20 protein-coding genes are annotated in these 21,411 nt (G+C 52.1%); 12 read left to right on the forward strand and 8 right to left on the reverse strand.

Annotated elements, in window-relative coordinates:
* Positions 1 to 55: 55 nt before the first annotated feature.
* Entirely contained in the window at positions 56 to 1,717 is a 1,662-nt protein-coding gene (locus MUG06_RS04885) for a methyl-accepting chemotaxis protein (protein WP_243077889.1), read from the forward strand.
* Here MUG06_RS04885 and MUG06_RS04890 read toward each other — a convergent pair.
* Positions 1,666 to 2,556, reverse strand: a complete 891-nt coding sequence (locus tag MUG06_RS04890; RefSeq protein WP_243077890.1) for a LysR substrate-binding domain-containing protein — start codon at positions 2,554 to 2,556, stop codon at positions 1,666 to 1,668. The two genes, MUG06_RS04885 and MUG06_RS04890, sit on opposite strands and share 52 nt — an antisense overlap.
* A gap of 126 nt (positions 2,557 to 2,682) precedes the next feature.
* Here MUG06_RS04890 and MUG06_RS04895 point away from each other — a divergent pair, with 126 nt between their 5' ends.
* On the forward strand, positions 2,683 to 3,849 hold the full coding sequence (locus tag MUG06_RS04895) for a methionine aminotransferase (protein WP_243077891.1): 1,167 nt from the start codon (positions 2,683 to 2,685) through the stop codon (positions 3,847 to 3,849).
* Positions 3,850 to 3,862: 13 nt separating this feature from the next.
* A complete protein-coding gene (locus tag MUG06_RS04900) occupies positions 3,863 to 4,642 on the forward strand; it encodes a transporter substrate-binding domain-containing protein (RefSeq protein WP_243077892.1) in 780 nt (259 codons plus the stop codon).
* 37 nt (positions 4,643 to 4,679) lie between these two features.
* Here MUG06_RS04900 and pepT read toward each other — a convergent pair whose 3' ends face one another.
* Positions 4,680 to 5,906: a peptidase T gene (gene pepT / locus MUG06_RS04905; protein WP_243077893.1), complete on the reverse strand. Its 1,227-nt coding sequence runs from the start codon at positions 5,904 to 5,906 to the stop codon at positions 4,680 to 4,682.
* Between the two features lie 119 nt (positions 5,907 to 6,025).
* Here pepT and MUG06_RS04910 point away from each other — a divergent pair, with 119 nt between their 5' ends.
* Positions 6,026 to 7,618, forward strand: coding sequence for an ABC transporter substrate-binding protein (locus MUG06_RS04910; protein WP_243078496.1), 1,593 nt, complete (start codon positions 6,026 to 6,028; stop codon positions 7,616 to 7,618).
* A 20-nt stretch (positions 7,619 to 7,638) separates the two neighbouring features.
* On the opposite strand, the gene MUG06_RS04915 is transcribed toward MUG06_RS04910, so the two are convergent.
* Entirely contained in the window at positions 7,639 to 8,556 is a 918-nt protein-coding gene (locus tag MUG06_RS04915; protein WP_243077894.1) for a LysR family transcriptional regulator, read from the reverse strand.
* Positions 8,557 to 8,721: 165 nt separating this feature from the next.
* On the opposite strand from MUG06_RS04915, the gene MUG06_RS04920 reads away from it, so the two are divergent.
* Positions 8,722 to 10,155, forward strand: coding sequence for a M20 family metallopeptidase (locus MUG06_RS04920; protein ID WP_243077895.1), 1,434 nt, complete (start codon positions 8,722 to 8,724; stop codon positions 10,153 to 10,155).
* A complete protein-coding gene (locus MUG06_RS04925) occupies positions 10,152 to 11,420 on the forward strand; it encodes an MFS transporter (RefSeq protein ID WP_243077896.1) in 1,269 nt (422 codons plus the stop codon). Before MUG06_RS04920 ends, MUG06_RS04925 begins: the two co-directional genes overlap by 4 nt.
* A 142-nt stretch (positions 11,421 to 11,562) precedes the next feature.
* Here the strand turns inward: MUG06_RS04925 and aldA are convergent, their stop codons facing one another.
* Positions 11,563 to 12,999 carry an aldehyde dehydrogenase gene (aldA, locus tag MUG06_RS04930; RefSeq protein WP_243077897.1) on the reverse strand — a complete coding sequence of 479 codons (1,437 nt, stop codon included), beginning with the start codon at positions 12,997 to 12,999 and terminating at the stop codon, positions 11,563 to 11,565.
* 337 nt (positions 13,000 to 13,336) lie between these two features.
* On the opposite strand from aldA, the gene MUG06_RS04935 reads away from it, so the two are divergent.
* On the forward strand, positions 13,337 to 13,603 hold the full coding sequence (locus MUG06_RS04935) for a DksA/TraR family C4-type zinc finger protein (protein WP_215846777.1): 267 nt from the start codon (positions 13,337 to 13,339) through the stop codon (positions 13,601 to 13,603).
* 4 nt (positions 13,604 to 13,607) lie between these two features.
* Here the strand turns inward: MUG06_RS04935 and MUG06_RS04940 are convergent, their stop codons facing one another.
* Positions 13,608 to 13,706 (reverse strand): YoaK family small membrane protein, encoded by a 99-nt coding sequence (locus MUG06_RS04940; RefSeq protein ID WP_008925225.1) that lies wholly within the window; start codon positions 13,704 to 13,706, stop codon positions 13,608 to 13,610.
* Positions 13,707 to 13,741: 35 nt separating this feature from the next.
* Positions 13,742 to 14,065: a hypothetical protein gene (locus MUG06_RS04945; RefSeq protein ID WP_215846778.1), complete on the reverse strand. Its 324-nt coding sequence runs from the start codon at positions 14,063 to 14,065 to the stop codon at positions 13,742 to 13,744.
* A gap of 358 nt (positions 14,066 to 14,423) precedes the next feature.
* Between MUG06_RS04945 and rhaT the strand changes: the two genes are divergently transcribed.
* A complete protein-coding gene (gene rhaT / locus MUG06_RS04950) occupies positions 14,424 to 15,458 on the forward strand; it encodes an L-rhamnose/proton symporter RhaT (RefSeq protein WP_243077898.1) in 1,035 nt (344 codons plus the stop codon).
* Between the two features lie 44 nt (positions 15,459 to 15,502).
* Here the strand turns inward: rhaT and rhaR are convergent, their stop codons facing one another.
* Both rhaR and rhaS read right to left on the reverse strand, forming a co-directional pair.
* Complete coding sequence (gene rhaR / locus MUG06_RS04955) at positions 15,503 to 16,375, reverse strand: HTH-type transcriptional activator RhaR (protein ID WP_243077899.1); 873 nt, start codon at positions 16,373 to 16,375, stop codon at positions 15,503 to 15,505.
* An 11-nt stretch (positions 16,376 to 16,386) separates the two neighbouring features.
* Entirely contained in the window at positions 16,387 to 17,208 is an 822-nt protein-coding gene (gene rhaS, locus MUG06_RS04960) for an HTH-type transcriptional activator RhaS (RefSeq protein ID WP_215846779.1), read from the reverse strand.
* 293 nt (positions 17,209 to 17,501) lie between these two features.
* Here rhaS and rhaB point away from each other — a divergent pair, with 293 nt between their 5' ends.
* The 4 genes from rhaB to rhaM are packed head-to-tail and all read left to right on the forward strand — an operon-like array spanning position 17,502 to position 21,380.
* Entirely contained in the window at positions 17,502 to 18,974 is a 1,473-nt protein-coding gene (gene rhaB / locus MUG06_RS04965; RefSeq protein ID WP_243077900.1) for a rhamnulokinase, read from the forward strand.
* A complete protein-coding gene (locus MUG06_RS04970; RefSeq protein WP_243077901.1) occupies positions 18,967 to 20,223 on the forward strand; it encodes an L-rhamnose isomerase in 1,257 nt (418 codons plus the stop codon). The genes rhaB and MUG06_RS04970 overlap by 8 nt, the downstream gene beginning before the upstream one ends.
* A gap of 10 nt (positions 20,224 to 20,233) precedes the next feature.
* Positions 20,234 to 21,076, forward strand: coding sequence for a rhamnulose-1-phosphate aldolase (gene rhaD, locus MUG06_RS04975; protein ID WP_243077902.1), 843 nt, complete (start codon positions 20,234 to 20,236; stop codon positions 21,074 to 21,076).
* Positions 21,066 to 21,380, forward strand: coding sequence for an L-rhamnose mutarotase (gene rhaM, locus MUG06_RS04980; RefSeq protein WP_215846782.1), 315 nt, complete (start codon positions 21,066 to 21,068; stop codon positions 21,378 to 21,380). Before rhaD ends, rhaM begins: the two co-directional genes overlap by 11 nt.
* Positions 21,381 to 21,411 lie beyond the last annotated feature (31 nt).

The raw sequence follows: 21,411 nt of genomic DNA on the forward strand, positions 1-21,411 counted from the left end.
CTCTATGCCCGCTTAAGCTGGGCCAACGTCGGTTATCACCGTAAAGGATTTAGGTATGGGAATTCTCAGAAACTTCAGCATTCGTGCTGTCATGCTTACCGTTCTCGGGCTGTTTTGCCTGCTCTGGAGCGCTGTCGGTCTGTTCAGCATTCACGCATTGGGCTCACTCAGTGAAGGCAACGACGTCGATCGCCATTTGGTTGAGCAGATGACTGTCTTAAGCAAAGGAAACGATCAATATTTTCGCGTGGTTACACGTTTGTCACGTGTAATGGAAGCCAAAGCGGCGGGCACCACGCTTGCGGATACCGCCTATGCGCCTGCACAACAGGCGCTTGAAAGCATGGCGCAGCAGCTGGTGCGTTTTAAGCAATTAGCCCCGGGTCCAATGCGTGCTGAAGTCGTGGACGGCGTGATCAGCAACTGGCAAAAACTGCTGGACGAAGGTGTGGCCTTACAGCTGCAACGCGCCCAGCAAGGATCGTTGGAGGAATATCGTCAGCAGGCCAATAACGTTACGCCTGCGTTGAGCCGCGCGTTTGGTGCCAGCGCGGAGCAGTTTAATCAGGCTGCCGCCGTTAAGCTTGATGAAACGCGCGTTGCAGTTGATGGCCTGACCGCCGTGACAAAAGTGATCATCATGGTGGCGGTGATTACAGGATTGGTGATTTTACTGTTCACCGATCGCTATCTGGTGGCGATGTTGGTGAAACCGCTGGACCGTGTGCGTGAGCATTTTGCCGTCATCGCCAAAGGCGATTTGAGCCAGCCGGTACAGGAATTTGGTCGCAACTGCGTCGGCAAATTAGTGCCGCTGTTGAGCGCAATGCAGGACAGCCTGCGCGAAGCTGTCAGTGCTATTCGCAGCGGTACCGAAAATATTTCACGCGGTGCGGCAGAAATTTCAGCGGGTAATAACGATCTCTCTTCACGTACCGAAGAGCAGGCGGCCGCGCTGGAACAGACCGCTGCCAGCATGGAGCAGTTAACGGCGACGGTGAAATTCAATGCCGACAATGCACGTCAGGCCAGCTCGCTGGCAGAAACGGCGTCAACCACTGCGCAACGCGGCGGAAGTTTGGTCAGCGAAGTGGTCAATACTATGCAGGGCATTTCTGGCAGCTCGAAAAAGATTGCTGAGATTACCAGCGTCATTAACGGTATCGCATTCCAGACCAATATTCTGGCCCTGAACGCAGCGGTTGAAGCGGCGCGAGCGGGTGAGCAAGGTCGTGGTTTTGCCGTGGTCGCCAGCGAAGTGCGCAACCTGGCGCAGCGCAGTGCTGGCGCAGCAAAAGAGATTGCGACGCTCATTGAGGATTCCGTTCAGCGCGTTGAAAAGGGCGCGGAATTGGTTGGTACCACGGGTATCACCATGAACAACATTCTCAAATCAGTACAGGATGTGGATGCGATCATGAAGCAAATCGCAGCCGCTTCTGAAGAGCAGAGCAAAGGCATTTCCCAGGTAGGCACCGCAGTAACAGAAATGGACAGCGTGACGCAGCAGAACGCCTCACTGGTTGAGGAAGTCTCAGCCGCCGCTAGCGCACTGGCGCTGCAAACCGAAGCGCTGCAAGCCTCGGTTGCCAAATTCCGCCTTTCCAATGCTCATCACGAGGTGCGTCCGATAACAAAAAGCGCGCCACCAAAAGCACCGTCTCTTCAACCTTTGACTAAACCTGCCGTCGATAACGGCGAATGGGTGACTTTCTGAGACTGACACAACCACGCCACCAAATCCGCCAGGAAAGGTGGCGCTTCAGCCGACGGTCGCTGTAATAAACTGTAGGCTGCACCAGTTTTCACACCGCCAGCGAAAGGCGCAACCAGTCTGCCGCTGGCGATATCGTTTTCGACCAGATTGATATCCGCCATTGTAATGCCAAACCCCTGAATGGCGGCGCTAATGGCCAGATCCATGGTGGCAAAGTGCTGATTACGTTTCATGGTGAGCGCGACCTGCTGCGCATCCAGCCATAATTGCCAGTCACGGGTATCGTTGGTGGGGTGCAAAAATGTCATGCCCGCTACATCCTCAACCCTGGCAGGTAGCGGCAATCCTGTCGCCATCACGGGCGTTACCGACTCCTCAAATAACAGCATGGCTTCGGGCTGCGGCTTGCCGTAGACAATCGCAGCATCGAAATTATCCAGTTGCGACACATGATCAAGCGTGGTGGTTAAGGCGACATGCAACTCGGGCCGTGCTTTTTCTAATGAAACCAGTCGGGGAACCAACCAACGCATGGCGCAGGTGGGCGCTTTAAGGCGAATGCTGATGTGGGTGCGGCTGGCCTTTTCCGTCGCGCTCAACATCAATTCAAATCCCTGGCGCAGCTCTGGTAACAGCGCCGCGCCTTGCGGCGTCAGACGTAAGCCACGTGCATGGCGATCAAATAACGCAAAGCCAAGCCAGCTTTCCAGCGCGGCGATTTTGCGGCTAACCGCGCCTTGTGTGATGCACAATTCACTGGCAGCGTGAGTCAGATTCTCATGACGTGCTGTCACCAGAAACGCGTGAATAGCATTAAGCGGAAGGGATGAGCGTGTCACGTTAACCTCGAGCTATGCATTATTGTCATGGCTATTATGACAACAATTCGCTTGTCGACTCAAGCCATACTCAGTTGAATAGAAATCTACTTGCCGTCGCTTTTTATGCATTCAACCGGAGTAAACATGTCCCTGGAAACGCCCGTACAGATCTCCTCGAAACTGCCGGATGTCGGTACCACCATTTTTAGCGTCATTGGTCAGCTCTCGGCCCAGCATAAAGCGATTAATCTTTCGCAGGGCGCGCCTAATTTCCCTTGCGATCCGGCGTTGGTTGAAGAAGTTAGCCGTGCCATGCGCGAAGGTCATAATCAATACGCCTCAATGACCGGTTTGCCCGCATTGCGAGAGGCGTTGGCGAATAAAGTCGAAACGCTGTATGGCCAACGCTACGATGTGGCAAGTGAAGTGTTGATAACCGGCAGCGCAAGCCAGGGCATTTACATGGCTATTACTGCGCTGGTCCATCCAGGTGATGAAGTGATTTTTTTTGAACCGGCTTTCGACAGCTATGCGCCGGTGGTGCGTTTGCAAGGCGGCAAACCGATTGGCCTGAAATTACAGGTACCAGATTTTGCGATTAACTGGGATGAATTACAGGCCGCGATCACGCCACGCACCCGCATGATCATTATCAATACGCCACATAATCCCAGCGCGCAGGTTCTCACTCCAGACGATCTTGATCGCCTGGCAGCTTTAACGCGTAACACTGATATTGTGGTGCTGTCCGATGAGGTGTACGAACACATTCTGTTTGACGGGCGTAAGCATTGCGGCATGGCAACGCATCCAGAACTCGCCGAGCGCAGCGTTATCGTCTCCTCCTTCGGCAAAACCTTTCACGTTACCGGCTGGCGCGTGGGGTATTGTCTGGCACCGGCCGCGCTGATGACTGAGTTGGTAAAAGTGCATCAGTTTATGATGTATGCGGCGGATACCCCGATGCAGGTCGGTTTCGCGCATTATCTGCAAGAGGCTGAAAACTATCTTTCTCTGTCGCGGTTTTATCAGGAAAAGCGCGACCGCCTGCTGACATTGATGAAAGATTCACCGTTCAAGCTGCTGCCTTGTGCCGGCTCCTTCTTTATGTTGGCCAGTTACGGACATTTCAGTGACGAATCTGATAGCGAAATGGTAAAACGTCTCATCGTCGATCACGGTGTGGCGACCATCCCGCTGTCGGCGTTTTATATGGATGGCACAGACAATAAACTTATTCGTCTCTCGTTCGCTAAAGATGATGCAACGTTGCAAGCTGGCGCCGCTGCGCTGTGCAACGTAAAACAATAATCAGGGGTCAGTAATGAAAAAAATCAATACGCTGTTTCTCGCTCTGGGCATGATGACGTCGGTATCCGTTTTTGCGCAAGACAGCCTGCGTTACGGTCTTGAATCACAATATCCTCCCTTTGAAAGCCGCAATGCACAAGGCGAACTGGAAGGGTTTGATATCGAATTAGGTAACGCGATCTGTAAAGCGGGCAACTTTAACTGTCACTGGGTTGAAAGCAGCTTCGATGCCTTGATTCCGGCGCTGCAGGCCAAAAAATTTGATGCGATCAACTCAGCAATGAACATCACCGAAGCGCGGGCGAAAAATATCGACTTTACCCGCCCCATTTACCGCATCCCAACGATGTTAGTCGGTAAAGAAGGGCAGAAAATGGAGCCAACTGCGGCAGCGCTGAAAGGCAAGAACATTGGTGTGTTGCAGGGTTCGATTCAGGAAACCTATGCCAAGAAGCATTGGGAATCGCAGGGCGTTACTGTGACCGCGTATCAAGATCAGAACCAGGTTTATAACGACATGGTCGCGGGCCGTTTGGATGGCACACTGGTGATGTCAGCTGCTGGACAATCGGGCTTCCTCGACAAGCCGCAGGGCAAAGGTTTCGCTTTTATCGGCAAGCCGGTAGAAGATGACGCTATCCTGGGCTCCGGCATTGGTTTTGGCCTGCGTAAAGGCGATGCCAACCTGAAGCAGAACCTGGATGCAGCCATCGCTAAAGTCCAGAGTGATGGCACGGTGAAGAAGCTTGCCGAAAAATTCTTTCCCGGCATTGATGTTAGCGTGAAGCAGTAAATCCAACATCGGGCGCGTCTGCGCCCGATTGCTTTTCCTACCGTGCCGCCAGATAACACAATTTTTCTGCCACCTGATACGATTTCACAAATGACGTGATCGGTAAAAACTCGAAGCGGGAATGGAAATTGTGCGCGCCGGTAAAGAAGTTTGGCGTCAGTAAACCCTTGGCGGACAGTGCCGCGCCGTCGGTGCCGCCGCGCATAGGTATGACCTTCGGTTCAATATCCAACGCTTCCAGCGCGTTAAAAATCAAATCAATCGCTCGACGATCGTCGCCCAGCGCATTAGAGATGTTGCTGTAGGTATCACTGATCGTGATGTCAACCTTGCCGGTTGGGTAACGCGCCGCAATGTCTTGTACAACCTGCTGTAAACGCTGTTTGCGCAGCGCAAAGTTAGCCAGATCAAAATCACGAATTGAGGCTTTCATGGTCGCCAAACTGGCGTTAGCGTGAATTTCATTGAACCAGATATAGCCTTCACGGCCTTCGGTATGCTCCGGCGTTTCTAGTCGATCAAACTGGCTGATAAAGTCGTGCGCCATTAACAGCGGATTCACCAGCACGCCTTTGCCGGACATCGGATGTGCGGGGACACCGGTGAACGTAATTTCCGCTGCGGCGGCATTGAAGTTTTCATATACCACTTCGCCAAGTTCGCAGCAGTCGATGGTCCAGGCAAAATCTACGTTGAACCGCTGCTCCAGATCCAGCGCTTTAGCGCCGCGCAGACCAATTTCCTCATCCGGCACAAATGCCACCACGATGTCACCGTGATCGCCTTGCAGATTTTCCATCAACGTCATCACTACGGTAACGGCCGCTTTGTTGTCGGCGCCTAGCACGCTGGTGCCGTCGCTAAAGATAATCTCCTGACCGATATAAGGCGCAATTTCAGGGTGTTCATCTCGGCGTAGCCAGATATCTTGCTGCGCATTCAGACACAAATCTTCACCTTGCCAGGTCAGTATCTGTGGATGAATATCGGGCGACAGCCCAACATCAACCGTATCGATGTGGGTGATAAAACCGATGCGCGGTGCGTCAGGACGATTACCCGGCTTCACGGCGGTCACGGTGGCGTGTTCATCTATCACCACGTCCTGTAATCCCAACGTCAGCAGCTCATCCGCGAGCAGTTTTGCCATCACGTGTTGGCTTGGCGTGCTCGGTAATGTGGTGGATTTGGCATCGCTTTGGCTGCTTACTGCCAGGTAGCGAAAAAAGCGTTGGGTTAACTGCGTCTCAAGTTTGCCGGTCATCACTAATCCTTATTGGTTCTGAGGTTCGCTAAGCTGCCGAATCGTGCTATCAATGAAGCATATGAATGATTCATTTAGTTATTCTGATCAACGGAAGTCAATAAAAAGCGAGAGTAATGATGAAAATGAAGATGGCCATGTTAGCGCTGCTTACCGCTGGGATAAGCATCACCAGCAGCGTTAACGCGAAAACCCTGGTTTACTGTTCAGAAGGTTCACCAGAGAATTTCAATCCACAGATTTACACCTCTGGCACCAGCGTCGACGCCAGCGCGGTACCGATTTTTAATCGCTTGGTCGATTTTAAAACCGGCACCACTGAACTGGTGCCAAGCCTGGCAGAGCGCTGGGAAATCAGTCCAGACGGCACGGTTTATACCTTCCATCTACGGCAGAACGTTAAGTTTCACAGTAATAAATCCTTTAAGCCAACGCGCGATTTCAATGCAGATGACGTGATTTTTTCGTTTATGCGCCAGATGGATCCCAAAAATCCCTATCACAATGTCTCTGGCGGCACTTACGCCAACTTTGAAAGCCTTGAGCTTTCGACACTGATCAAAAGCATCGACCGCGTCGACGATCACACCATTCGCTTTACCTTGAACCACGCAGAAGCGCCATTTCTTGCCGATCTTGCCTGGTACTTTGCTTCCATTCACTCGGCGGAATATGCCGATAAAATGCTGAAAGCGGGAACGCCAGAAAAGGTGGATATGGACCCGATCGGAACGGGACCGTTTGAACTGGCGCAGTATCAGAAAGATTCGCGCATTCTCTATAAAGCCTTCCCGGATTACTGGCAGGGCAAAGCCAAGCTGGATCGCTTAATCTTCAGCATCACGCCGGATGCCTCGGTGCGTTATGCCAAGCTGGAAAAAAATGAGTGTCAGGTTATGCCATTTCCTAATCCGGCAGACTTAGAAAAAATGCGTGAGAACGCGACTATCACGCTGGCTCAGAAAGCAGGATTAAACACCGGTTTCCTCGCGTTCAATACCACCAAAGCGCCTATGGATAACGTTAAAGTGCGCCAGGCACTGGCAATGGCAATCAATAAGCCCGCTATTATTGAGGCCATTTTTAAAGGCACCGGCACGGTAGCGAAAAACATTCTGCCGCCGGGTGTCTGGAGCGCGGATAAAGACCTCAAGGATTACGACTACGATCCCGAAAAAGCCAAGGCGCTGTTAAAAGAAGCAGGCATCAAACCCGGCACTGAAATTGCGCTATGGGCGATGCCAGTACAGCGACCTTATAATCCCAATGCGCGTCGTATGGCTGAGATGATTCAGGCAGATTGGGAAAAAGTCGGTATCAAGGCCAATATCGTCAGTTACGAATGGGGTGAGTACCTTAAACGTGTGCGCAGCGGCGAGCATCAGGCGGCCTTGATGGGCTGGACCACCGCAACCGGCGATCCAGACAACTTTTTTGGCCCGCTTTATAGTTGTACCTCTGCTCAGGGCGGCTCTAACTCCTCCAAATGGTGTTATCAGCCATTCGAGAAGTTAATTACTGAAGCGCGTAAAGAGCCAGATCAGGGCAAGCGCACTGCACTTTATCTTCAGGCGCAGCAGATCATGCATGACCAGATGCCTGCCGTGATGATTGCGCATTCGACAATATTCGAGCCGGTACGCAAATCTGTCAGCAACTATGAAGTCGATCCTTTTGGGAAGCACATTTTCTATCAGGTAGACATCAAATAATGCCGCTTGCGGCAGGCCAGTTAACCCGCCTGCCGCAGTTGTGCATCCATCTCCGTTAAACGTTGCTGTAGGAACGTCAGGAACAGATTCAATGCCGCGCTGCGCTGTCGACCCGATACGGTTTGCAGCTGCAGCGTGCGCTGGCTAAGTTGATCAACACCCATTGAACGCAACACCAGCTGCGGCTTTTCTTGCCTAAACAACAGTGTAAAGGCGCTGCAAATCGTCACCGCCTGCGGCGTATGGAGCAAGAAGTTGTAGAGGGTAGAAAAATAATCGCAGGTCAGCACCGGTTCAACCACGCTGCCGTTCATCTGACAAGAGAGATCAAACAGTTGGCGCACAGTGGTGTTTTGCCCCGGTAGCGCCAGCGGATAGTGACTTAAATCAGCCAGCGTGACCTGCCGTTTTGCCAGCGGATGTGTGGTTTGCATCGCCAGCAAAACCGGGGCAGGCCACGAACCCAACACCTCAACGCCCCGCTCAGGATGCAGACTAAATTGCAGCGCGACATCACATTCTCCGGCTCGCACCGCTTCCGCCACGCCCTGTGAATGCGTGACTTTCATAGCAAACAGCACGCTGGGATTAGCCAGCCTGAATTCCGCTAGCAGCCCCGGCAACAGGCTGAATGCCATTCCATCGGTACAAGCAATCCTTATTTGCGTGCGGCGCACCGCTTTCAGTCCTTTAATTTCAGCCAGTGCATATTCCATATCAAGCTGACTTTTCCGGACGTGATGCGCAAAGATTTCACCCGCTTCATTCAACACCATGCCGCGAGCGTGGCGTTCAAACAGCGGTACGCCAACCTGCGCCTCCAGCCGTTGAATCTGTCGGCTGATTGCCGACACCGCGACGAACAGCTGTTCACTGGCGGCGCTCAAGGAACCCTGGTTAACCACGGCGAGAAAATAGCGTATTTCACTACTGAGCATTGCGTAACCTTCGTGTTCAGGTGCCTTAAAAAGGGGCATGCCTCTTAATCGGGCAAATAAGCTTTGTCTTAAAAGCAAAGCTTACTCGATAAATTGATGATTGTGGCAACGCTAATTTTTTGACAATTATAGGTTCATTATTAAGACAAAAAATGCAGGGCAAACATGACACAGCAACAGAGCGTACAGCAGGCCGTAGAACAGGCGATGCGTTATTTCGATAGTGGCGAATTTCAACAGCTTTTAGCACGCCGCATCGCCTGCGTAACAGAGAGTCAGCGTCAGGATCGTGACCAGGAATTAGATCATTACCTGCGCGATGAAATTGCGCCTCAACTCAAGGCGTTGGGATTTACTCTGCACTTCTTTGACAATCCACAAGCGGCTAATCGACCTTTCCTGATTGCTACACGCATTGAAGATGCTGCTCTGCCAACGCTGCTCTGTTATGGGCATGGCGATGTGGTGTTTGGAGATGATGAAAACTGGCGGGAAGGTTTGTCGCCTTGGCAGCTCAAAGAAGAGGGCGATCGCTGGTATGGACGCGGCAGCGCAGATAATAAAGGCCAGCACTGCGTCAACCTGGCCGCGCTGGAGCAGGTGTTTTCTGCGCGCGGCGGCAAACTGGGCTTCAACTGTAAAATCCTGTTTGAGATGGGTGAAGAGATCAGCTCGCCTGGGCTGGCAGAAATTTGTCAGCAGCAGCAAGAATTACTACGCGCCGACCTGTTTATCGCCTCTGACGGCCCGCGCCTCAATGCTGTTCGCCCCACATTGTTTCTTGGTTCACGCGGCGCGGTAAACTTCCGCCTGACGATTAACGCTCGCGACAACGCTTACCATTCCGGCAACTGGGGCGGTTTGCTCAGCAATCCCGGCACGCAACTCGCCAATGCTATCGCCTCTCTGGTCAATGCCCAGGGCGTGTTACAGGTTGAGGCGCTGAAACCCGATTCTCTCACCGAGGCGGTACGTGAAATTCTCAGCGACGTTGAAGTGGGCGGTATGCCGGGCGATCCTGAACTGGCAGCCCACTGGGGCGAGCCAGGGTTATCTCCGACGGAACGATTGTATGGCTGGAATACGCTGGAAGTGCTGGCGTATGAAACCGGCAATTTAGCGCGTCCGATGAATGCAATTCCTGGTAAGGCCACGGCGGTTTGTCAGCTGCGTTTTGTTGTGGGAACAGACTGGCAGAATCTGGTGCAGCACGTTGAAGCGCATTTGCGTCAGCACGGTTTTGATAATGTCGATGTTGAGTTTATGCGAGGTTCACCGGCTACCCGTCTTGATCCTCTCAATCCGCTGGTGACTTGGGCGCTGGAAAGTCTGGCTATTAGCAGCGGCAAAAAACCCGCGTTACTGCCCAATCTTGGGGGGTCGCTGCCGAATGAAGTCTTCTCCGACATTCTCGGTTTACCCACATTGTGGGTGCCGCATTCCTATCCCGCCTGCGGTCAGCATGGCGTGAATGAACATATGCTGAAGTCAATAGCGCGTGAAGGTTTGCAGATCATGACACGCCTGTTTTGGCAGTTAGGTGAAGAGGGCGAACAGCTGATAGCTCGCCATCGTGCTTATCAGGGCGGTGTAAAATGAGCAGTCTGGCCCAAGAAATGCCATTAGCAAAACCGAGCCTGCATAAAACGCTGTTTGCGACCTGTATCGGTAATGCGCTGGAGTGGTTTGATATTGCGGTTTATGGTTTCTTCGCCAGCTATATTGCACACAACTTTTTCCCTACCAGCGATCCTTCAGTGTCCATGCTCCTGACTTTTGGCAGCTTTGGTGTCTCGTTTTTGATTCGTCCGTTGGGTGCCATTGTGCTAGGCAACTACGCCGATCGTCATGGGCGCAAGAAAGCCCTTTTGCTCTCCATCAATTTGATGATGCTGGGCGGCGCGATGATTACCTTTATGCCGAGCTATGCCACCCTCGGCCTGGCTGCGCCGCTGCTGATTTTAATGGCGCGTCTGATTCAGGGATTCTCTGCGGGTGGCGAATTTGGCAGCTCAACGGCGTTTTTGGTTGAACACTTCCCGGAACGCAAAGCTTTCATCGCCAGTTGGCAGTTCGCCACGCAGGGCGCGAGTACCTTAATGGCGTCGGCGTTTGGCCTGGGATTAACGCAGCTACTGACAGAGGCGCAGATCCAGGATTGGGGCTGGCGAATTCCCTTTGCTTTTGGCCTGCTGATTGGTCCACTGGGCTGGTATATTCGCCGCAACATTCATGAACCTGCCAGCTTCGTTCAACAGGAGAAGCATGCAGCGCCGCTGAAAGCGCTGTTTGGCAAGCAGAAGTCGCTGATTACGCTGGCGATTGGCTTAATGGTGATTTCAACCGCCGTCAATTACATGCTGAACTACATTCCAACCTACGCCACGAAAACGCTGCATTTACCGGGATCGGTAGCGTTTAGTGCCACGCTGGTGGCAGGCATTATCCTGACGGTGGTCACGCCGGTGATGGGGTTATGGGCGGAGAAAATTGGACGTTTACCCTTGATGTGGGGATCGCTGCTGCTGCTGATCATCACCATCTATCCGGCATTCAAAGGGATGGTGAATCACACCACGCCAACTACGCTCATTCTGTTGGTCGGTTGGATGGCGCTGCTGAAATCGATCTATTTTTCGACCGTGCCGTCGGTGATGGCGGATATTTTCCCGCTCACCACCCGAGCCAGCGGCATGGCGATCAGCTACAACGTGGCGGTAACGGTTTTTGGAGGTTTTGCACCGCTGATTTGCAGCATGTTGATCAGCAGTACCGGCAGCAGCCTGGCACCAAGCTATTACTTGATGGCCGTCGCGTTATTGAGTGGTTTGGCCCTATTGCGTAGCGGCAAGCGCATGGCATAAAGAGATCGGGCCGCTGAAAAGTGCGGCCCGGCTTGCTATCTGAAACAATGTGAGCCGCAGTGCGCCCAAGTGCTTATTCAAGCAGGCGACCAGGGTGAACAAGCGACGCCAACGTCTCTGCGCCAATAACTATGATGGAGAATTAGGTGAATTGCAGATAGGCGACATGGGTCTGCAGATACTCTTCCAGTCCATGTTTTCCATCGGCTCCGCCGACGCCTGATTTCCGCCAGCCCGCATGGAAACCCTGCATCGCTTCAAAATTCTCACGGTTAACGTAGGTTTCACCAAACTTCAGCTTACGCAGCGCGTTCATCGTCGTATTGATGTTTTGCGTGAAAATCGAGGAAGTTAAGCCATATTCGCAATCATTCGCCAGTGCAATGGCTTCATCCAGCGTTTTGAACGTCATGACAGGTAATACCGGGCCAAAGATCTCGTCACGCATGATCTCCATATCCTGGCGCACGTTAGTGATAATGGTTGGCTCAAAGAAGAACCCTTTATCGCCAGCACGTTTGCCACCCAGCACCAGGTTGCCGCCATCCGCCAGCGCGTTGGCCACTTTTTGCTCAACGCGAGCCAATGCAGCGGAAGTGATCAGTGGCCCCATATCGATATCCGCTTTTTCGGCTGGATTGCCGAATTTAACCTCTTTAAAGGCAGCTGTAATGGCTGTCAAAAAGCGATCGTAGATGCCTTCCTGCACATAAACACGCTCCACGCAGTTACAGACTTGTCCGGTATTGATGACGCGTGAGCTAACAATCGCTTTTACGGCGATATCCAGGTCAGCATCATCCATCACGATGGCGGGCGCTTTACCGCCCAACTCCAGCGACACTTTAGTGACGTTTTTGGCTGCCGCTTCCATGGTGGCGATGCCAGCACCGACGCTGCCAGTCAGGCTGACCAGGCCCACTTTCGGGTTTGCAGCCAGTTCCTGTCCCACTTCTGGGCCATAACCGTACACAAAGTTGATCACGCCGTTGGGTAATCCGATCTCTTGCAGAATTTCAGCAAAAATACCGGCATTGTTTGGGGTCACTTCGCTGGGTTTAATGACGATGGTGTTGCCGGTAATCAACGCCGGTGCGGCTTTGCGCGCAATCAAGAAGAAGGGAAAGTTCCACGGTAAAATACCGGTGGTAACGCCAATCGCCTTTTTGAACAGGAAAATATTCTCATTGGGACGATCGCTGTTAATGATTTCGCCTTCATAGCGGCGCGCCCATTCCGCCATATAGTCAAGATAATCGGCGGTAAACAACACTTCAGTCTGTGCCAGTCCTTGCGTTTTACCGCCTTCGGCCACAATGGTTGCCGTCAGTTCAGGCTCTCGCTTGCGAATAGCGGCCGCAATTTTGCGTAACCAAATACCACGCTCAACAGCGGGCAACGCTTCCCAGCCTGGCTGCGCGGCTTCTGCTGCGCTGATAGCACGGCTGGCGTCGGCAGCACTGCCTTCAGGAATACGTGACAGCAATGCTTCGGTTGAAGGGTTGATAACTTCAATCCATTTATCGTTCTGGTGGGCGACAAATTCGCCATTAATATAATGTTGAAGATGAGTTGTCATTCGAAGTGCTCTCCGCTATCGGTACGTTACATTTATGTAAGCTAAAGGATGTAATAAGTGCAGCCTGAAACAGATCAAGGTGTAGCACCTTTTTCTGGTTGCCAGCGGAGAATCAGACATGGCAGTCAATCGCAGGTTGACGTGACCTTCACAGCAAATCTGCGAGTTTGTTGTAAAATAAAGGTGTTATACCTTAAATGATTCGCGCGTCAGGAAGGCGACAAGCTTGTGCTTTCTCATGTGATTACGCCGTCAGGTGACGGGGACAAACGAGGTGAATCAACGCATCTGCAGCGTAAAGCAGGTTGGATAGGGTGGTTTAAACGAGGGCGAGATCATGGCAAATGGTTGGGCGTCTGACGGCGCAGTGCAAGAACAGATCGACAGCACGGTGAATGACGAGATTAGCCGTGTCCGTCAGTCGCTAGGTCAGGGTGAAAGTGCCACAGAGTGCGAAGCTTGCGGCGAGCCCATTCCTGAAGCGCGACGTAAGGCGCTGAAAGGTGTGCGCTATTGCGTAGCCTGCCAGGAAAAAATGGATAAACAGCAGAAGGGCGCAGGACTGTTTAATCGTCGCGGCAGCAAAGACAGCCAGCTGCGCTAAAAGATCAGGAACCGGGCATTGCCAGACCGCTGCCGATGAACCAGGCGAGAAAGCCGACGCCTGCCACGATAATGGCGATGGGAAACAAAATACCAATTCTCATTATTTTCCTGCTATTCAGTGAAAAAAGCGATTTTATCACGCTAACTGCAACACTGCGCGATGGGTTTTCAGCAGGGTGAAGAGCTGAAACTGCGTCTCGTCATCCACCTGACGTAAAACGTCACCCTTCTGATAAGTAATGTGATGCACATGCCCTAACTGACGCCAGACCACAATGGCTGAAGCCACCAGCGCGCAGTTTTCCTCAATTTGAATACATTCCACCGTCGCGTAATGCGACTCATCGAGTCCATTGATAAATATTTTTACCGCTTCGGCAGGCAAAATCGCGCGGATATCATCCAGCATCACGCGGCTGACGGCGCGCGAGAGAAACAGCGTTAACCACTTCGTTGTCATCACAATCCCTGATATCGATGGATTTTCCCTGTTTATACGACCTTGGCTGGGCAATGAAAAGCGTTCTTTGTCTCTTTGCCAATTTTGCTGATAGGGCGGCAACCAACACGAAAATGTGCTGCGCCACACAGCAATTCAGTAAAAAAATCATAATAATAAGCGACTTAACAGGTTGAGTGCCCGACTTTCCGACAAATGTGATTTTGTGATCTCTGACGGGAATAACAATTAAATATTGCCACTACGCCTTCGCCTTCGGCAGCCATTCAAAGGCTGATGAATTCCTGCAAAACGTAGACTGCGTGCTAAGCGGGAATCTTCGGATTTCTGTAGGCCTCAACCTTACGAAGGAATAACAATGAACAGTGCCATTATTGCAGGTATCTTCTGGCATTTTGTCGGAGCTGCCAGTGCCGCGTGTTTCTACGCGCCATTTAAACAGGTGAAAAGATGGTCATGGGAAACCATGTGGTCAGTTGGCGGCATCATGTCCTGGCTGATTTTGCCTTGGGCAGTCAGCGCCGTATTACTGCCAAATTTCTGGGCGTATTACAGTAGTTTTACTCTTTCACAGTTGATGCCGGTGTTTCTGTTTGGTGCGATGTGGGGCATAGGAAACATCAACTACGGGTTAACGATGCGTTACCTTGGCATGTCGATGGGGATTGGTATCGCCATTGGCATCACGCTGGTCGTCGGTACGCTTATGACGCCCCTGATTCAGGGTCGCTTTGGCGAGCTCTTTGCTTCCACGGGCGGGTTGCTAACGCTGTTAGGTGTGTTTGTGGCTTTGATCGGCGTAGCGATTGTTTCGCGTGCGGGTTTACTTAAAGAACGCGCACTGGGAATCAATGCCGAAGAGTTCAACCTGAAGAAAGGCTTAGTACTGGCTGTGATGTGCGGCATTTTTTCTGCTGGCATGTCCTTCGCCATGGACGCAGCCAAACCTATGCATGAGGCGGCAGGGCAATTAGGCATTGATCCCCTGTATGTCGCTTTACCAAGCTATGTTGTCATCATGGGAGGGGGCGCCTTGGTTAACCTTGGTTTCTGTTTCTTCCGCTTGATGACCAAACCCGAGTTGTCGATACGCAAAGATTTTTCTGTGGCTAAGCCACTGCTGCTCGCCAACGCAGCTTTTGCTGTATTGGGCGGCACCATGTGGTATCTGCAATTTTTCTTCTATGCATGGGGCCACGCCAAAATCCCACCGCAGTATGACTATGTAAGCTGGATGCTACACATGAGCTTGTATGTGCTGTGTGGTGGCTTGGTTGGCCTGCTGCTGAAAGAATGGAAGTCAGCGGGGCGCCGTCCGGTTAGCGTACTGTCGATTGGCTGCGTGGTCATTATCATCGCTGCCAATATCGTTGGCTTAGGCATGGCGGTGTAGATCTTATATCCAGATGCATTACAGCGAGCCTTAACCGGCTCGCTTTATTGTTTTTCAGTATCAGGAATTTTAAGCGTGTGACGAGGCGAAAGAAAACGCTGGCGCCAGGCGCTGGGGGTTAATCCAGTATCTCGCGTGAATACCACAGAAAAATAGTTACTGTCATCAAAGCCGCAGCGCGCGGCCACTTCTCCGATTAAACAGTCTTGTGTACGCAATAAATACTTTGCCTGACACAGTTGCAGTTGGCGCAGGTAATGGCCAACGGTCATCCCGGTTTGCTGACGAAACAGCTGTTTTAGCGATCGCTCATTGAGCTGGTTTTGCTGACAAAACACGGCAAGGTCAAAGGGCCTGGCAACGGCACCTTGCAGTGCTGACATCAACAAATCGAGTTGTTCACCTTCAGGCAAAGCCCAAGGCCGATCAGCGGCATAGCCGTGACGACGCAAGATGATGGCTAACTGAAGGAAAAGTGCTTCTGAAAGTTGAATGGAGAGAGGATCGGTTTTGCGGCTTTCCCGTTCAAGCTGACTAATCACGCCGCGCGCCAGCGCCATGCCGCGCGTGGTTAAGCGCCAGCATCCTGGCGCATCGTGACCTTGTGAAGGGATGAGTTGCTGCCAGTCCAGTCCCAAACCAAAGCGATCGCGACAATAGAGAATGTTATCCAGCACTAAATCGTTGACGCTGTCATAGCTGTGGCAATCATTATCTCGGATATAGAAAACGTCGCCGCAGGTGACTAACCAAGGTCGATCATTCAAGACATGCAAGCCATTGCCTCGCCAAACGATGACAATTTCGCTGAACTCATGCCGATGAGGGGGAAATGAGGGTTGTGGCATACGTTCTGCCACCGCAACCGGGAGGTTAGGGGCAGGAAAATAATCCTCTCGGCTGAGTAACAACGTCATGGCTGGCTCCTCTATAACATCTGCTGGCGCTCCGCCCGTGGAGCACAGCCAAATTCACGCCTGAACAAAGTAGAGAAGTGATTGCTGTCACCAAAACCACATTGAAAGGCGATATCCGTAATGCGCATATCACTGTGACGCAGCAAGTGACGCGCTTGCAACAAGCGCAGCCGGTTGAGATAACGCTGCGGCGTACTGCCTGTTTGCTGCTTCATTTGCCGATGTAGCGTACGCAGCGAGAGCGAAAAACGATCCGCTATCTCATCCCATATAATTTCATCACTGTAATGATCGTTCAACCAGTCCAGTAAACGGTGTAAACGCGCCTCCTGATCCTGTGCATTTTCGTCACGGCAGGCTTCACGCAATAACACCAGCAGCTGCAAGAACAGTTGCTCCTGACGCGCTTGTTTTTCCAGTGACCAGGCCTGATCCTGGCGCATTTGTGCCACCACGTTCAACGCCTGCGCCATCACTTTATGATTGATGCGCCAATGTGATGAATATTGACCATCCTGGTCGCAGGGCAGCAGCGCTTGCAGGCCAGAGAGAAAACGAAACGCGCTGGGGCTGCGGTAAAGCACATTCGTCAGGCAAAGGTTTTCCGTTTGCTCATATAAGTGGCGATCGTGATCGCGGATAAAGCAGACGCATCCTGCACATAACGTTTGTGGCTGACCATTAAAGACATGAATTCCCGATCCCTGTTCAACCAGCACAATTTCGTGGAAATCATGATGATGCTCTGGAAAAGCCTGTTGCGGCACGCGAGGTTCAATCGCTATCGCGTAATCACCTTCAGGGAAAAAATCGGCACTGTGTAAAATGGTCATGGTCGCCTCTTATTATCGTTAACAAAAACGTAACCGAGTCTAAAGAGGACACCCAAACTCTACCTTGAATTTTTACCTTAACTCAGCAGGAATTATGCTGTTTATTTAAGAAAGCCGCAGTAGATAACAGAATTGCGGCGAATGTCACATCCCCTCGCATGCCACCTCTGTGATCTCCCTCACGAACATCTTTGCAAGTCTGCCAGCGCTAATGCGCCACTGGCAGTATGCGGAAGGTGCAGAAAGGGCAAGGTTTCTACTCTGTGAACATCAAATCACAGGAAGAACACGCCATGAGTAAGCGAAATATCGTTGCCATAGATTTAGGCGCATCCAGCGGACGAGTGATGCTTGCCCACTGGGATGCAGCGACCCGCCATCTCAATCTGCGTGAAGTCAAACGCTTCGCCAATCAACGTCAACGCCGCGCCGGCTATGACTGTTGGGATGTCGATCAGCTCGAACAGGAGATTCGTGCTGGTCTGGCCCAGTTAGATCAGGAAGGTATCGTACCCGATAGCATCGGTATTGATACGTGGGGTGTCGACATGGTGCTGCTGAATGCCCAGGGTGCGCGCGTTGGCGAAGCGGTTAGCTATCGTGATGCACGTACTCACGGCGTGATGGAGCGTGCCCTGCGAGAAGTGGGCAAAAGTGCCATCTACGCACGCACCGGTATTCAGTTCCTGCCTTTTAATACGCTGTATCAAATGCGTGCGCTGCATGAGTCGCAACCCGACTGGCAAGCTGACGTAGCACATGCTCTGATGATTCCTGATTACCTGCATTATCGCCTGACTGGCAACATGAACTGGGAATATACCAACGCCACGACGACCCAAATGCTGAATATCGAAAGCGGCGAATGGGATGCCGATTTGCTGGCATGGGCAGGCGTTGAGGCTAAATGGTTTGGTAAGCCCCAGGCGCCAGGCAACACCATCGGCTTTTGGAAAAGCGCAACCGGCGAACCCATTCCGGTGATCGCCGTTGCCACCCATGATACCGCCAGCGCGGTTTTGGCCACGCCGTTGATGCAGGATGATTCCGCTTACCTCAGTTCAGGCACATGGTCATTGATGGGGTTTGAAAGCTTACAACCTTACGCTTCAGAAGCTGCGATGCGCGCCAATATTACGAATGAAGGTGGCGCAGAAGGGTATCGGGTACTGAAAAATATCATGGGCTTATGGCTACTACAGCGAATTTGCAGCGAACTGAATATTGAAGATTTGTGCCAACTGATCGCCGAAACAACACACGAACCCGCCTGCCGCTCGCTGATTAACCCTAACCATGCGCGCTTCATCAATCCCGACAGCATGGTAGGTGAAATTCAAAATGCCTGCGCTGAACAAGGTATGCCCGTTCCGCAATCTGCTGCTGCTTTAGCCCGCTGCATCTTTGACAGCCTGGCGCTGCTTTATCGTGAAGTGATGGGTGAGCTGGCGACGCTGCGTGGACAAAATTTCAGTCAGTTACACGTGGTCGGCGGCGGCTGCCAAAATCATTTTCTTAATCAACTTTGTGCCGATGCCTGTGAAATCTCTGTGCTGGCGGGGCCAATTGAAGCCTCAACGCTCGGCAACGTCGGATGCCAGCTGATCGCGCTCGGCGAACTGACCGACGTGGCGGATTTCCGTCGCTGCGTAGCGAAGAACTTCCCACTCGAAAAATTTGAACCACAAACTAACAGCGCTTTTGGTGCCAGCCAGGCACGCTTCACCGCGCTGAGCCAACCTGCTAAGGAACTCGCTTATGACTAAGCTAATTGAACAAGCCTTTGAACTGGCTAAACAACGTTTCGCTGAAATTGGTGTTGATGTAGAAGAAGCCATTAAGCGACTGGACAGCGTGCCTGTTTCAATGCACTGCTGGCAGGGAGATGATGTTCGTGGATTTGAAAACCCGCAAGGCACCTTAACGGGGGGGATTCAGGCAACGGGAAATTATCCCGGTCGTGCACGTACAGCAGAAGAGCTGCGCGCCGATCTTGAGAAAGCGTTGTCATTGATTCCTGGGCCTAAACGCCTGAATCTGCATGCTATTTATCTGGAAAGCGACACGCCGGTTGATCGCGATGCTATTGAACCGAAACATTTCGCTAACTGGGTAGAATGGGCTAAGAAAAATAAACTGGGCTTGGACTTCAACCCAAGCTGCTTCTCACATCCTTTAAGCGCAGACGGCTTCACGCTGTCTCACACCGATAAAAATATTCGCCAGTTCTGGATTGATCATTGCAAAGCCAGCCGCCGTATTTCTGCTTACTTTGGCGAGCAACTTGGTACGCCTTCCGTCATGAATATTTGGGTGCCAGATGGCATGAAAGATATCACCGTTGATCGCCTGGCTCCGCGTCAACGCCTGATGAGCGCGCTGGATGAAATTATCGCTGAGAAGCTCAATCCAGAACATCATATTGATGCGGTCGAAAGTAAGTTGTTCGGTATAGGTGCCGAAAGTTACACCGTCGGGTCAAATGAATTCTTCCTGGGATACGCCAGCAGCCGTCAAACCGCATTAACGCTGGATGCCGGACATTTCCATCCAACCGAAGTGATCTCTGACAAAATTTCTGCCGCCATGTTGTACGTACCGCGCCTGTTACTGCATGTCAGCCGCCCGGTGCGTTGGGACAGCGATCATGTGGTGCTTCTTGACGATGAAACGCAAGCCATTGCCAGTGAAATCGTACGCCACCAGCTGTTCGATAAAGTACATATCGGTCTCGATTTCTTCGACGCATCCATTAACCGCATCGCCGCGTGGGTCATCGGTACGCGTAACGCGAAAAAAGCGCTGCTGCGCGCCTTGCTGGAACCTACCGACCGCTTGCGTAAGGTGGAAGCGGAGGGTGATTACACCGCTCGCCTGGCGCTGCTGGAAGAACAAAAATCACTGCCCTGGCAGGCGGTGTGGGAAGCCTGGTGCCTGCGTCACGACGTCCCGGCTGATGCCAGCTGGTTAAGCGATGTCCGTCATTACGAACAGCAAATTTTGAATCAACGTTAAGGATTTCACTATGCAAAGCATTCTTTCTTCCTGGTTTGTTAAAGGAATGGTTAAAGCCACGAGCGACATGTGGTTGAAGGGCTGGGATGAGCGCAACGGCGGCAACGTGAGCCTGCGTTTGCTGGAAGAGGAGGTGAAGCCTTTTGCTGCGGATTTCTATGCTGAGCCGCGCTGCATCGAACTGACACAACCTGCGCCAGCGCTGGCAAACTGCTGGTTCCTGGTCACTGGCTCCGGTAAATTTTTCCGCAATGTACAGCTCGATCCAGCGGATTGTCTGGTATTGCTGCAGGTAGATGATAAAGGCTTGTCATACAAAATTCATTGGGGCTTGTCGAATGGCGGATTGCCAACCTCAGAGCTGGCCTCGCACTTCCAGTCGCATTGTGTGCGTAAAGAGGTCAGTAACGGTGTAGATCGCGTCATCATGCATTGTCATGCCACAAACTTTATGGCGCTGAGCTATGTGGTTGAACTCGATTCTGCTCGCTTTACCCGTTTGTTATGGGAAGGCAGTACCGAGTGTCTGGTGGTCTTCCCGGATGGTGTGGGCATTCTGCCATGGATGGTACCGGGCACCGACGGCATTGGCGCCGCTACCGCCGAACAGATGCAGTCGCATACGCTGGTGATGTGGCCTTTCCACGGGATTTTTGGCACCGGACCAACGCTGGATGAAGCTTTCGGCTTAATCGACACCGCAGAAAAATCGTCAGAAGTGATTGTGAAAGTGCTTTCGATGGGCGGTATACGTCAAAGCATTACCACTGATCAGTTGATTGCTTTGGGTGAACGCTTCGGCGTGAAACCGTGGCAGCCAGCGCTGGATGTAGGACCTGCCAATGCTGCGTAGAGCGTTTGTTATGCAGGTGAACGCAGATTGCCATGCAGAGTATGAGCGTCGCCATTCACCTATCTGGCCAGAGCTGTCCGAAACGCTCAAAGCGCACGGCGCGCACAATTATGCCATCTGGCTGGATGCCGATCGTAATTTACTGTTTGCAAGCGTTGAGATTGAGTCGGAAGAGCAGTGGAATGCGGTGGCACAAACAGACGTTTGTCAGCGCTGGTGGGCTTCAATGAAAGATTTGATGCCATCGAATCCCGATAACAGCCCTAAAAGCCAGGCATTGAAGCCGGTGTTTTTTCTGGAATAGCGTTTGGCAGTAATTTTGCGAATAAAAGGGG

It is taken from the genome of Pantoea sp. MQR6 (assembly GCF_022761075.1).
Taxonomy (GTDB): domain Bacteria; phylum Pseudomonadota; class Gammaproteobacteria; order Enterobacterales; family Enterobacteriaceae; genus Pantoea; species Pantoea phytostimulans.